Raw genomic sequence first — 12,526 nt, forward strand, 5'->3', positions numbered from 1 at the left:
AGGTCGGGGAGCGGCAGGCCGCCGTCGAGTTGGTACTGGTGGGAGAAAAACGCGTGGCCCTCCCCGCAATTGGGCGGGGGGGTTCCTCCCCGCGGCGGCTATCTTCGGGGGCCCCCCCCGGGGCCCCCCCCTGTCTCCGGAGAGTGGTCCGTTCATGCCCATTGTGGTGTTCGTGCTGGCTGTCGCGGTTTTCGCGCAGGGCACATCGGAGTTCATGGTGTCGGGATTGCTGGCGCCGATCGCGAGCGACCTCGGGGTTTCGCTCGGTGCCGCGGGTTTGCTGACCTCGCTGTTCGCGGCCGGAATGGTGGTGGGGGCGCCGGTCGTGGCGATCGCGGCGGGGCGGTTGCCGGTGAGGTATTCGGTGGCGGTATTCCTGCTGCTGTTCTGCGCCGCACATGTCGTGGGCGCGGTCGCGACGGAGTTCGTGCTGTTGCTGGTCACGCGGGTGATCGCCGCGGTCGCCAATGCCGGGTTCCTGGCGATCGCGCTGGCGGCGCTGCCGAGGATGGTCGGCCCGGCGGCGGTCGGTCGCGCGACCTCGGTGGTGGTGTCGGGGGTGACGGTCGCCTGCATCGCGGGCGTTCCCGCGGGCACGTTGCTGGGGCAGGTGTGGGGATGGCGTTCGGCGTTCTGGGCCGTTGCCGTCGTCGGTGCGGCGGTGCTCGTGCCGGTGTGGGTGCTGCTCGGCCGCGACGCGCATGGCGCCGAGCGACACGACGGGCAGGTGCCATCGATGCGGCGAGAAGGGGCGGCGCTGCGGCAGTGGCCGATTCTGATCGCCGTCGTGGCGGGAGTCCTGGTGAATGCCGCCACCTTCGCCGGTTTCACCTACCTCGGCACGATCATGGCGAGCGTCTCCGGAAGTGACCGGACGGTCCCGCTCGCACTGGCTCTGTTCGGGATCGGCTCCTTCGCCGGTGTCACGCTCACCGGACGCTACAGCGACCGATACCGACGGCGCATCCTCACCGTGGGAACCGTTGTGCTGACCGGGATTTGGCTGCTCGCCGCGACGGCCGCGCACACGACGGTCGGCGCGCTGATCATGTCCGCGCTGACGGGCGCGGTCGCCTTCGGCGTGGGTTCGACGCTGATCGCGACGATCGTGCAGACCGCCGCGCCGACGGCGCCACGTCTCGCCGGAGCGGCGGCGACCACGGCGTTCAACCTCGGCGCCGTCCTCGGCCCGGTCACCGCCGGCCTGTCCGTCGACCACACGACCCAACCGGACACGGCATGGTGGTGCGCCGCCGCCTTCACCGCCGTAGCAACCCTCGTGGTCCTGCTGGGCACTCGCCGACGCACCGCGGCCGAGCCGGAGCACGCCCCGGCGCACTGACGGGTCGACGAGCGGTCCGCGCGGATATACGGATGGCATCTTCGGGACGAATACGCGACTCCGGGGGCCTGGAAGCCATACCGTGGAGTATGCGTACTTTTGTCCATCTGGTGCTGTTCGCTTGCGCTGTCGCGATCGCGGTGGGCGCGTTCGGGCCGCTCGTCGGCTCGGTCGATGCCCGCGATGTGAAGCTGGTCGATCTCCGGGACGGTCTGCCCGCAGGGCGGACCCTCGACCAGCTCGGGGGGCAGTCGGCATCGATCCACACGTCGCTGGCATTGGCCTTGCTGGTGATCGCCGCCGTGGTCCTGCTGGCCGCGCTGTTCGGCTCCCGTGCGCTCGGCTGGCTGGGCGTGCTCGCGGGACTGGTGGCGATCGGCGCGCTCGCCTGGCGGCTGGACCAGCGATACGGCGACCAGTTGCGGGACGACTACCGCCACCTCCTCAGTGGCGCCTGGGGCCTGTACCTCCTGGGCGGCGGGGTGATCATCGCACTGCTGGCGCTGCTCGTCCCCCGCGAGAGAGCAAAGGCGTAACCGTCACCGTTTCGTCAGCGGGCCGGTACGCACCGACCATGGCCGATCGTGGCAGCCTGGAAACGGTGCGGATGTGGTCCGCGTCGTGAAGTGTCGGGTAGTCGCCGAACCGAGGGAGAACGCGCATGTCGATCGAGACCGTGGATGCCGTGGTGATCGGGATGGGGCCGGGTGGTGAGGACGTCGCGACACGGCTGGCTGCCGCGGGCCTGGCCGTCGTCGGTGTCGAGGGCCGATTGGTCGGCGGCGAGTGCCCGTATTACGCGTGCGTGCCCACCAAGATGATGGTGCGCGCGGCGGGTGCGCTCGCCGAGGGACGGCGGATCGACGAGCTCGCGGGTTCGGCACAGCTGCGGCCGGATTGGCGGCCAGTGGCCGACCGCATCCGCGACGAGGCCACCGACAACTGGGACGACACCGTCGCCGTCGAGCGTTTCGAGAAGGCGGGCGGGCGGTTCGTGCGCGGCTGGGGTCGCATCACCGCACCCGGCGAGGTCACCGTCACCACCGCCGACGGTCCCCGGGTATTCCACGCGGCCCGGGCGATCGTGCTGAATCCCGGTACCGCACCGGCGGTCCCGCCGCTCGAGGGCCTGGCCGGGACGCCCTACTGGACGAACCGGGAAGCCGTCACGACCACCACCGTCCCCGATTCGCTGATCGTCCTCGGCGGTGGCCCGGTGGGCATGGAATTCGCGCAGATCTTCGCACGCTTCGGCGCGGACGTCGCGATGATCGTCCCGCACCGCATCCTCCCCAAGGAAGAGCCCGAAGCAGCCGATCTGATCGCGGAAGTCTTTGCCCGCGAAGGCATCACGATTCACACCGGCACCGAGGCGACCCGCGTCGAACACGACGGCGACCAGTTCACGGTGCACCTGAAGGAAGGAAAACCGTTGCGGGCCCGGCAGTTGCTGGTGTCGACCGGACGCCGCACCGACCTGGCGGCGCTGGGCGTCGGCGCGATCGGGCTGGACGAATCCGCCCGCGGCATCGAGGTCGACGACCACCTGCGCGCCGCCGACGGCGTCTGGGCCATCGGCGACATCACCGGGCACGGCGCCTTCACCCACATGTCGATGTACCAGGCCCGCATCGCCGCCAACGACATCCTCGGCGACACTTCGGAATCCGCGCGCTACCACGCGGTCCCCCGGGTCACCTTCACCGATCCGGAGGTAGGCGCGGTCGGCCTCACCGAATCCCAGGCCCGCGACGCCGGCCTCGACGTCCGCACCGGCAGCACCGACGCCGCCGCCTCGACCCGCGGCTGGATCCACAAGGCGGGCAACGAGGGCCTGATCAAACTGGTCGAAGACGCCGACCGCGGCGTCCTGGTCGGCGCCACCTCGGTAGGCCCGGTAGGCGGCGAAGTCCTCAGTGCCCTCGCCGTAGCCGTCCACGCCGAAGTCCCCACCCCCACCCTCCGCCGCATGATCTACGCCTACCCCACCTTCCACCGAGCCATCGAAGCCGCCCTTGACAACTTGGGGTAGTGTCACTCCGCCCCGATCAGGTGAGCCTTCGTGGTCACCGCCGCACAAGGATTTCGATGAAACGCTCGATTCTCGCGATGTTCGGCATCGCTGCTACTACTGCGCTCGGCATGGCCGCTGGGACCGCGGACGCCGATCCGGTCGCGGACAGGTCTCGGGTGGTCGGTACCGAGGACGGCTGGGAGCTGACGATCAGTAAGACCGCGGAAGATGTGCAGCGAGTGCCCAATCTCGCCGCGACGCCGTTCACCCGGGAAGGGTTCGTCTCCTTGTCGGCGACGGCCGAGATCGGTGGGGAGGGTCGAGCGGCGGTGAACTCGGGAACGATGCAGCTGGGCTACCAGATCGGCTGCCAGGCCGACGTGTCGAACGGCGTGACCGCCGGGTTGTCCGCGGCGATCGGCCCGAATGCCACGGTAACCGTCGTGCCCTCGCCCGGCCTCGCCGTCGGGGCGAGTGCGCTGGCGCTGCCGAACATCTCGGCCACCATCAAGCCGGGCACCGTCAGCACCATCACGCTCGGCACGAAACCGCTGGCCGGGCCGCATGCTTCGATCTCCGTCGATCAGGTGCAGATCAAGATCGATGCCTGTGCGGGCGCGGTCAGCCTGCGGTCGTTCGCGATGGTCTCGATATCGACCGACACCGCCGACAATTCGGTCGCCGCCTACGGTGACCCGATATGGCTGTGAACCGCACATCGTGGCGACGCTGGGCCGTGCCGGTCACGGGTGCGGCCACGTGGCTGACCCTCACCGCCGCCGGCGTCGTGGCTCAGCCGGTGATACCGCCCTCGTCCTGTACCGAATCGCATAGTGCGCCCGGCACTTCCGACTGTGGCAGCGGCAACGCCGACCGAAAGCCGCCGGGCGGCTCCGCGCCGCAACTGCCCCTGCAGATGCTGGCCCCACCGCCCGCCCGTTCGGCGCCCAGCACGAATCCCCCTGCGGGCGCCCTCGTCCCGCCCGCACCGGGCCCCGCCCGGGACACACCGATCGTCGCCGCCCCGTAACGGGCCTGTGCGCGCGGCCGTCCCGAACTGCCTTAGCGCGCCCGCTGAACCCGCGACTCGTCCCAGACGGGGCTGGGACTCTCGTAGACGGCACCGTCCGAGCCGAAGATCAGGAAGCGGTCGAAGGTGCGGGCGAACCAGCGGTCGTGGGTGACCGTGACGACGGTGCCGTCGAACTCGGTGATGGCCTGCTCCAGGGCATCGGCGGAGTGCAGATCCAGATTGTCGGTGGGCTCGTCGAGGAGAAGCATTGTGACGCCGGACAATTCGAGGAGCAGAATCTGCAGGCGGGCCTGCTGGCCGCCGGAGAGGTCGTCGTAGCGTTGTTCGGCGGCGCGGGCCAGGCCGTAGCGGTCCAGAACGCGGCTCGCCGCCTCACGACCCATACCGTCGCGATGTTCGTTGCCGCGGTGCAGGATATCGAGCAAAGTCTTGCCCGACAGGTCCGGGCGCGCGTGGGTTTGCGCGAAATAGCCGGGCCGGACGCGGGCGCCGAGGGCGGCCGTGCCGGTGTGCGGCACCGTCGCCAGATTCAGATCCTGAATCGGCAGGTGCCCGGCGTCCGGGTCGGTGCCGCCGGTGGCGAGCAGACGCAGGAAGTGTGATTTACCGGATCCGTTGGCGCCCAACACCGCAACGCGGTCGCCGTACCAGATCTCGGCGTCGAACGGCCGCATCAGACCGGTGAGTTCGAGCCCCGTACACACCAGCGCGCGCTTACCGGTCCGGCCGCCGGACAGCCGCACCGAGACGTGCTGCCGCAGCGGCACCGCCTCGGGCGGCCCGGCCTCCTCGAACTTCGCCAGCCTGGTCTGCGCGGCGTGGTAGCGGGCCGCCATCCCGTCGTTGAATTTCGCCTTCTCCCGCAGACGCAGCACCAGCGCGCGCAGCTTGGCGTGCTCCTCGTCCCAGCGCCGGCGCAGTTCGTCGAGCCGCGCGTTGCGGTCCTCGCGCGCCCGGTGATAGCTGTCGAAGCCGCCCCCGTGAATCCAGGCCGTGGCGCCACTCGCGCCGGGTTCCAGGGTGACGATCCGGGTGGCCGCGTGCGCGATCAACTCCCGGTCGTGGCTGATGAACAGCACCGACTTGTCCGATTCCGCGATCTTGCGTTCCAGCCACTGCTTACCGGGCACATCCAGGTAGTTGTCGGGCTCGTCGAGCAGCAGCAGCCGATCCGGGCCCGCGAACAGCGCCTCGAGCATCACCCGCTTCTGTTCGCCGCCGCTGAGCGTGCGCACCGAACGCCACTTCGCGCGGTCGAACGGCACGCCGAGCGCGGCGGTGGTCACGTCGTCCCAGAACGCCTCGATCTCGTAGCCGCCCACATCCGCCCAGTCGGTCAGGGCGTGCGCGTAGGCGAGCTGAACCGGTTCCTCGTCCCGCTCGATCAACGCGTCCTCGGCGGCGTCGAGCGCTCGCGCGGCCGCCCGCACAGCCTCGGGCGCGACCGATACGAGCAGATCGCGGACCGTCGATTCGTCGTCGTCCTGGCCGATGAACTGTCGCATCACCCCCAGCGTCCCCGACCGGGTGACGGTCCCGCCGTCCGCGGCCAGATCCCCCGCGATGATCCCGAACAGCGTCGTCTTCCCGGTGCCGTTCGGTCCGACCAGCGCCGTCTTGACGCCCTCGCCGACCCGAAAACTCACCCCGTCGAGCAGTTGCCGGCCGTCCGGGAGGAAGTAGTCGATGTCGGCGATATCCATGTGCGCCATGGCGATCAGGCAACCGCACCGGTGCGGACGGGCGCAACCGAGTTTCCGGGCGCCACTCAGTCCGTGCCGTCGCGGCGCTTGGACGCCGCCGTCGCGAGGTAGTCGCTCAGTTCGGCCTGCAGCACCCGGTCCAACGCCTGGTCCAGACTGCTGCGCACCGCGGTGGTGCCCAGATCCCGCAGATGATTCAGCATCTTCGCGGTTTCGGCGATCTCGGCGTCGGAGTCGGGGAGCCAGCCCGGCCCGTGCTCATCGATGATGTGGTTCTTCGCGGCCGTCACCATCAGGCGGGCGATGTCCTCGAGCCGCTCGACGACCGCGGCGTGCAGATCGATGACGCCGGACAGACCGAATCCGTAATTGCTCAGTTCCGCAAAGGTTTCCAGCAGTTCGGGCCGGACGAACTCGACCGTTTCCGCGTGCAGGCGGACCAATCCGAGCTTCGCCAGCCGCTCCAGCTGGTCGCCCTCGACCGGAACGCCGTCGGCGCCGCCCAGGAAGGTGTCGACCAGTTCCCGCGGCACCTCGAGCGGCTCCTCGGCCTTCCCCCACGTCGCGGTGACGGCGTGCTGGAGTCCGAGGATCTCGGTGAGGTCCTTGCCGGTTTCCCAGCTGGTGATGAAGTCGGCGATGTGCGCGGTGGTGAAGCCCCGCTGCAGCAGCGCGTCGATGATCTTCAAACGGGCCAGGTGCGTGTCGTCGTAGATCAGGGCCCGGCCGCTGCGCCGCGTGGGCGGCGGCAGCAGGCCCCGTTCCTGGTAGGCGCGGACATTGCGGCTGGTGGTGCCGGCCGCGTGAGCGAGTTCGTCGATGCGGTACTCCGCCATCCCTGCCTCGCCCGTCCCTTCTCCCAGCCGCTCGCCGACGACGCGCAGCGCCCATGCCCGGGTACGCGTCAGCACCTCGGGCACGGGCAGCACGCCTCGTGTCGACATTAGCCGAGCGGGACCGTCATACGATCCTCGACACCCGCCGCGAGAGCCGGATCACGCGGCGTCAGCACGTAGTCGCCGGGGTCCACGCGGGCCAGTTGGCGGGTGTACTGGGAGCCGAAGCCGGGATACATGGTGGCGTTGAAACCGTCCTCCGTCAGATACCAGCTGCGGCAGCCCGAATTCCAGGTGGTGGCCGTCAGCCGCCGCTGCAATCGCGCGTTGTAGCGGTCCTGCCGGTCGCGGCGCACCTCGAGCATGCGCAGATCGCGCTCGAGCAGCATGCCGATGGCGTCGGTCAGGTACTCGATCTGGGCCTCCATGTACACCAGCGCCGAATTGTGCCCGGGGCCGGAGTTCGGGCCGAAGGTCAGGAACAGATTCGGATACCCGGCCACCGTGACGCTCTTGTAAGCGTAAGCGCCCCTGTGCCATTCGTCGGCGAGGCGACCACCGTCGCGGCCGGTCACCGGCACCGGCGCGCCCTGCTTGGACACCTCGAAGCCGGTGGCGAACACGATGCAGTCGAACCGGTGCTCGATGCCCTCGGCGGTGCGGATGCCGTGCGGGGAGATCTCCGCGATCGGCCAGGTGATCAGCTTGCAGTTGTCGCGTTGCAGCGCCGGATAGTAGTCGCTGCTCATCAGCAGACGCTTGCACCCGGCCCGGAAGTCGGGCGTCAGCTGGCGGCGCAGCCACGGGTCACGCACCTGAGAACGCAAGTGCAGCAACGCCACCGACTCCACCACCCGGGTCAGCGGCGAATTCCACACCACGCCCAGCGCCACCGACTCGTGCCCCCAGAACCACGCCTCCCGCGCCAGCGATTGAGCGGCCGGCACCTGCCGGTACAGCTGCTTGGTCAGGGCGTTGGTGTGCCGGTTCACCCGCGGCAGCACCCAGCCCGGCGTGCGCTGGAAGACCTTCACCGACCCGGCCCGGCGTACCAGTTCGGGGATGATCTGCACGGCGCTGGCGCCGGTGCCGACCACCGCCACCTTCTTACCGGTGAAATCGTAGTCGTGATCCCAACGGGCACTGTGGATCTTGTGACCCTCGTAGGTGTCGATCCCGCGAATGTCCGGCAGCCCGGCATTGGACAGCGGCCCGGAGGCCAGGACCACCGTGCGCGCCTTCACCTTTCGCCGCCCACCCGCGAAGGAGACCTCCCACACGCCGTGGTCCTCGTCGAAGACCAGCCCGGTCACCGTGTGCCCGAAGCGGATGTGCGGGCCTATCCCGAACTCGCGGACCATCGAGTCGATGTAGCCGAGAATCTCCGCGCTGCCCGAATACGTCTGCGACCATTCGGGATTCGGCGCGAAACTGTAGGAGTACAGCCGCGACGGAATATCGCAGGCCGCACCGGGATAGGTGTTGTCGCGCCAGGTCCCGCCCACGCGGTCGCCCCGTTCGAACACGGCGAAGTTGCCGATTCCCTTCTGCCGCAGGCGGATCGCCGCGCCGATCCCGGCGAATCCGGCGCCGATGATCGCCACGTCCAGGGGCAGACTCGCCGCGCTCATGCGACCGGCTCGTAGGTCAGTTCCTTCGACCACGTCGGCTGCGGTCCGAGGAAGCGGTCGGGAATGCGCGCGGTCACCTTCACCATGGCGTCGGCGAACAGGTGATACGGGTGGCCGCGGTTGATCACCCAGCCGCTGTGCATCTTCACGATCCGGTACATCGGCACCCGGTTCGCGATCGGCGTGCGCTCGCCGACGGCCTTGAATTTCCGCATCGCGGCGTACAGCTTCTCCTCGTCTACGCCCATCTCGACGATGTTGTCGCGCATCTTGTTCAGCAGCGGCACGTAGCTGAGCACGCCCACCAGGAACGACGGCTTGGCCCAGCCGCCGACCAGATCGATGAACAGCTTGCGCGCGGTGGCGTGGCCGAGCAGCTCCATCACGGCGTAATCGGTGGCCAGATGCCGGGATTCGTCGGCGTTGATCTTCTTGAAGACCTCCTGCGCGACCGGATCGGCGATCTCGTCGGTGACGAATTTGATCAGCGCGCCGTCCAGCGCGACCTCGAGCATCGGGATGACGGTGCCCAGGAACGACAGCGACATCTCGTCGGAATGCTTGTCCAGGAAGTCGATCACCAGCTTGACGTTGATGTTCGGCTCCGGGATGGTGTCGCCGTCGAGCATGCCCCACCGCCGCATCAGCGCCAGTTCCGCGTTGGCGTGGCGCTGCTCCTCGGCGTGGAAGTAGCGGTAGATCTCCTTCAGCGTCTCGGTCGGCGCCTTCTTCGCCATGGCCGCGAAACCGCGCGCGCCGACGTTCTCGATCCACATCAGGTCGGCCATGAACGGCTTCAGCTTGGCGTGTAGCTCGGGGTCGATCAGCTCGGAGCCCGGCGCCTCCCATTCGATGTCGGCCAGCGCCCACTGCCGGGCCTTGATCTTGCCGAGCATGGCGTCGAAATCGAAGGCCATGTCACACTCCTGTCTTCTCGATATGTGCGCCCGCGGCGGAGCCGGATGCCGGATCGTCCTGCGGCAGAACGCGGTTCAGGACGCCGAGGGCGTGGGTGTAGAGGGCCGGGAAGTGCCGCTTGAGGTGCCACACCAGCTGCGCGTCCAGTTGCGGCAGCACGTAGAGCCGGCCGAGATCGTGGGCGTCGAGGGTCAGGCCCGCGACACGTTCGGGAGAGAATCCGGTGAGCCGCATGAGCGTGTCGGCCAGCCGGGTCGACGCCGAGGTGATGCGGCCGTCGGCGACCACATTGGTGCGGACGAAGGTCGGGCACAGCACGGTCACGGCGACGCCGCTGCCGGACAGCTCGGCGGCGAGGGTCTCCGACAGCGACAGCACACCGGCCTTGGACACGTTGTAGACGGCCATGCCGGGCGCGGCGGCGAATCCGGCCGCGGACGCGACGTTGACGATGCCGCCGCGCCCGGCGGCGCGCAGTTGCGGCGCGAAGACCTCGCAGCCGTGCACGACGCCCCACAGGTTGATGCCCAGCGCCCACTGCCAGTCGTCGAAGCCGATGTCGCCCACCGGTTTTCCGCCGATGCCGACGCCCGCGTTGTTGATCACCAAGGTGGGCGGGCCGCCGAAGATCAGCTCCGCGTGCAGGGCGAGGCTCTCCACCTCCTCACGCCGTGACACGTCGCAGCGGAACGCGTGCGCGGTCGCGCCGTGGGTGCGGCGGATCAGCCGCACGGTCTCCTCGGCGCGGTCGATATCGATGTCGGCGCACAGCACCTCGCCGCCGCGGGCGGCCAATTCGAGCGCGAAGGCGCGGCCGATGCCGCTGCCCGCGCCGGTGACGACCGCCCGGGCGTCATGGGTGCGGCGGGCGCCGCCGAGCACCGCTCGCAGGTTGTCGAGGATCCACATGGTCAGCTCACCCGTTCTCGCGGTATGGAATTCGCCTCCGCGAGCGCGGACGCGACGAAATCGGCGGTGCGGCGCAACGCCGGTGCGGCCTCCGGGACCAGCAACGGCAGCGCCTGGAAGACATGGATGCGGCCCGGCCACAGCTCGAGCTCACAGCGGGCGCCGGCGGCGGTGGCCATGTCCCGCAGGTGCCGGGCGTCGTCGCTGAGCATCTCCCCCGCACTGGCCTGCACGAACAGCGGCGGCAGCGCGGCGCCGCGCGGCACGGTCAGGCGCAGCCGGGTCGAATGGGCGGGCTCGTCGGCGGTGTACAGCTCGATCAGCCGCCGCCCCACGGTGGCGGGCGCCATCGGGTCCGGTCGCTTCCGATCCCGTCGTTCGGCCAGGGTCAGGGTGAGGTCCATGAGCGGGGAGAACATGAACAGCCCGGCCGGTTGCGGGCGTCCGGCGTCGATGTTCTGCAGCAGCAGATCGAGGCCGAGATGGCAGCCCGCGGAATCCCCGCCGATCACCAGATCCTCAGGGCGGTAACCGTTTCCGAGCAGCCAGCGGTACCCGGCGGCCACGTCCTCGGCGGCCGCCGGGAATCGGTGTTCGGGTGCGAGCCGGTAGTCGAGCACGAAGACGGGCAGGCCGGTGGCCTTCGACAGGCGCGAGGCCAGTCCCCGGTGGGTCCGCGCGGAACACACCACGTAACCGCTGCCGTGCACGTAATAGACAGCGCGATCGCCGTGCGGCACACCCGCGGCCCGCACCCATTCGCCGTGCACCGCACCCGAACGCACCTGCCGCACATGGGTTCCGGGAAGAGTCGGCCCGAAGGCCGCCATGATCGTCGCCATCAGACCGCGGCCGGCCCAGATGCCCGCCCGGTTGCGCGGCAACAGCGCGTTGATCTGCCGGATCCCGAGCACCGACGCCGCCGCCGCGAGACGGGCCTGCGGCGAGGCCGTCGCGGGGACGGCCGGGGAGGTCACCGTTGACCTTGTTTCAGCCATGCCGAAAGCATCAGTCACCATAGTGCCAGTTGTCAATGGCACATTCGAGATCCCGAGTTAATCGGGTCGTGACCGGGGCGGGTGATTCAGGATGGTTCGGCGCGGACAGCGGCGATCGCGAGGGTGACGTAGTTCATGGTGAAGCCGCCGCCCAAGTCATCGATGGCCGCGCCGACCTCCGCCAGCAACTCCGCGAGTTCGTCCTGCGGCAAGCGGGTGAGAGCACCGGTGGTGGGCACCAGGTCCAGCCATTCGGCCCGGGTGTACGGGCGTTGCCAATCGAAGCGCCACTCTTCCGGGGCGGCGAATCCGCCGGACTCCCGGATGCCGTCGGCGAAGGTCGCCATTCCGGTCCGGTAGACCTCGAGGGCTCGCTCGGGTGATGCGTCGCCCTGCTGCGCGGCGAACGGCGATTCGGGCATCACGCGCCGGAGCGCGGCCAGTTGAGCCTGCGCGATGGGTTGCGGCGGCGCGATCACGTGCGCGAACAGCACCAGCCGCCCGCCCGGCCGCAGAATCCGCGCGGCCTTGGCCGCGCCCGCGAGGGGATCGATCCAATGCCAGGACTGCGCGGCGGTCACCGCGTCGAACGTGCGCCCGGCCGGATCCCATTCCTCGAAGGTCGCGACCTCGGTGTCGATGCCGGTGCGCCGGGCCTGCTCGGCCATGCGCTCGTCGGGTTCGACCCCGAGGACACGGCAACCCGCGTCGCGGAGTTGCCGGGCGGCGATGCCGGTGCCGGTGCCGCCGTCGAGAACATCCGGTCCGAGGCCGGCGGCGATTCGGTTGATCAGGGCATCCGGGTAGCGCGGGCGGGCGCGGTCGTAGCGGTCGGCGTCCACGCCGAACGATTCCGCGATATGCCGCTGTCGATGAGGTTGCGGGTCGGAGGAACCAGGGGCCGGAGAAGGTAGAGTGGGGGGGGGGGGGGCGGGGATGTGGGGGGGGGCACCGGGAGGTGGGGTGGGGGGCCCCGGGAGGGGGATTGGGGGCGCAGACCCCCCCGGGGCGGGTTGGCCGCCCTATCCCCCTCGCGGTGGGCCCTCCCCCCCCCTGTTGGGGCCCCCCCAATTTTGGGGGGGCCCCCCCCCCCACTCTACCTTCTCCGGCCCCTGGTTCCTCCGACCCGCAACCTCATCGAC

General features: G+C 69.7%; 12 protein-coding genes. 5 read left to right on the forward strand and 7 right to left on the reverse strand.

Features of this window, described 5'->3' with window-relative positions; genetic code table 11:
- Positions 1-154 precede the first annotated feature (154 nt).
- From QH470_RS21390 to QH470_RS21410, 5 genes are all read left to right on the forward strand, one after another.
- Entirely contained in the window at positions 155-1,342 is a 1,188-nt protein-coding gene (locus QH470_RS21390) for a Cmx/CmrA family chloramphenicol efflux MFS transporter (protein WP_280274131.1), read from the forward strand.
- An 89-nt stretch (positions 1,343-1,431) separates the two neighbouring features.
- The gene (locus QH470_RS21395; protein ID WP_280274132.1) at positions 1,432-1,878 is read left to right on the forward strand and encodes a hypothetical protein; all 447 of its coding nucleotides are present in this window, start codon (positions 1,432-1,434) and stop codon (positions 1,876-1,878) included.
- A gap of 125 nt (positions 1,879-2,003) precedes the next feature.
- A complete protein-coding gene (locus QH470_RS21400; RefSeq protein ID WP_280274133.1) occupies positions 2,004-3,374 on the forward strand; it encodes a dihydrolipoyl dehydrogenase family protein in 1,371 nt (456 codons plus the stop codon).
- A gap of 56 nt (positions 3,375-3,430) precedes the next feature.
- Positions 3,431-4,066 carry an MspA family porin gene (locus QH470_RS21405; protein ID WP_280274134.1) on the forward strand — a complete coding sequence of 212 codons (636 nt, stop codon included), beginning with the start codon at positions 3,431-3,433 and terminating at the stop codon, positions 4,064-4,066.
- Positions 4,057-4,386, forward strand: a complete 330-nt coding sequence (locus tag QH470_RS21410) for a hypothetical protein (protein ID WP_280274135.1) — start codon at positions 4,057-4,059, stop codon at positions 4,384-4,386. Before QH470_RS21405 ends, QH470_RS21410 begins: the two co-directional genes overlap by 10 nt.
- Positions 4,387-4,418: 32 nt before the next feature.
- On the opposite strand, the gene QH470_RS21415 is transcribed toward QH470_RS21410, so the two are convergent.
- From QH470_RS21415 to QH470_RS21445, 7 genes are all read right to left on the reverse strand, one after another.
- A complete protein-coding gene (locus QH470_RS21415; RefSeq protein ID WP_280274136.1) occupies positions 4,419-6,101 on the reverse strand; it encodes an ABC-F family ATP-binding cassette domain-containing protein in 1,683 nt (560 codons plus the stop codon).
- A gap of 56 nt (positions 6,102-6,157) precedes the next feature.
- The gene (locus tag QH470_RS21420; protein ID WP_342213867.1) at positions 6,158-7,036 is read right to left on the reverse strand and encodes a MerR family transcriptional regulator; all 879 of its coding nucleotides are present in this window, start codon (positions 7,034-7,036) and stop codon (positions 6,158-6,160) included.
- Positions 7,036-8,559, reverse strand: a complete 1,524-nt coding sequence (locus tag QH470_RS21425; RefSeq protein ID WP_280274137.1) for a flavin-containing monooxygenase — start codon at positions 8,557-8,559, stop codon at positions 7,036-7,038. The genes QH470_RS21420 and QH470_RS21425 overlap by 1 nt, the downstream gene beginning before the upstream one ends.
- Positions 8,556-9,476: a ferritin-like domain-containing protein gene (locus tag QH470_RS21430; RefSeq protein WP_280274138.1), complete on the reverse strand. Its 921-nt coding sequence runs from the start codon at positions 9,474-9,476 to the stop codon at positions 8,556-8,558. Before QH470_RS21430 ends, QH470_RS21425 begins: the two co-directional genes overlap by 4 nt.
- A gap of 1 nt (position 9,477) precedes the next feature.
- A complete protein-coding gene (locus QH470_RS21435; RefSeq protein WP_280274139.1) occupies positions 9,478-10,386 on the reverse strand; it encodes an SDR family NAD(P)-dependent oxidoreductase in 909 nt (302 codons plus the stop codon).
- Between the two features lie 2 nt (positions 10,387-10,388).
- Positions 10,389-11,384 (reverse strand): alpha/beta hydrolase, encoded by a 996-nt coding sequence (locus QH470_RS21440; protein ID WP_280274140.1) that lies wholly within the window; start codon positions 11,382-11,384, stop codon positions 10,389-10,391.
- 86 nt (positions 11,385-11,470) lie between these two features.
- Positions 11,471-12,226 (reverse strand): class I SAM-dependent methyltransferase, encoded by a 756-nt coding sequence (locus QH470_RS21445; RefSeq protein ID WP_280274141.1) that lies wholly within the window; start codon positions 12,224-12,226, stop codon positions 11,471-11,473.
- Positions 12,227-12,526 lie beyond the last annotated feature (300 nt).

The organism is Nocardia wallacei, assembly GCF_029868745.1.
Classification (GTDB): Bacteria; Actinomycetota; Actinomycetes; order Mycobacteriales; family Mycobacteriaceae; genus Nocardia; species Nocardia wallacei_B.

Excerpts from the sequence above, each read along its gene's own strand:
- QH470_RS21390 (WP_280274131.1), top strand. The coding sequence starts at position 155 with ATGCCCATTGTGGTGTTCGTGCTGGCTGTCGCGGTTTTCGCGCAGGGC.
- QH470_RS21395 (WP_280274132.1), top strand. The coding sequence starts at position 1,432 with ATGCGTACTTTTGTCCATCTGGTGCTGTTCGCTTGCGCTGTCGCGATC.
- QH470_RS21400 (WP_280274133.1), top strand. The coding sequence starts at position 2,004 with ATGTCGATCGAGACCGTGGATGCCGTGGTGATCGGGATGGGGCCGGGT.
- QH470_RS21405 (WP_280274134.1), top strand. The coding sequence starts at position 3,431 with ATGAAACGCTCGATTCTCGCGATGTTCGGCATCGCTGCTACTACTGCG.
- QH470_RS21410 (WP_280274135.1), top strand. The coding sequence starts at position 4,057 with ATGGCTGTGAACCGCACATCGTGGCGACGCTGGGCCGTGCCGGTCACG.
- QH470_RS21415 (WP_280274136.1), bottom strand. The coding sequence starts at position 6,101 with ATGGCGCACATGGATATCGCCGACATCGACTACTTCCTCCCGGACGGC.
- QH470_RS21420 (WP_342213867.1), bottom strand. The coding sequence starts at position 7,036 with ATGTCGACACGAGGCGTGCTGCCCGTGCCCGAGGTGCTGACGCGTACC.
- QH470_RS21425 (WP_280274137.1), bottom strand. The coding sequence starts at position 8,559 with ATGAGCGCGGCGAGTCTGCCCCTGGACGTGGCGATCATCGGCGCCGGA.
- QH470_RS21430 (WP_280274138.1), bottom strand. The coding sequence starts at position 9,476 with ATGGCCTTCGATTTCGACGCCATGCTCGGCAAGATCAAGGCCCGGCAG.
- QH470_RS21435 (WP_280274139.1), bottom strand. The coding sequence starts at position 10,386 with ATGTGGATCCTCGACAACCTGCGAGCGGTGCTCGGCGGCGCCCGCCGC.
- QH470_RS21440 (WP_280274140.1), bottom strand. The coding sequence starts at position 11,384 with ATGGCTGAAACAAGGTCAACGGTGACCTCCCCGGCCGTCCCCGCGACG.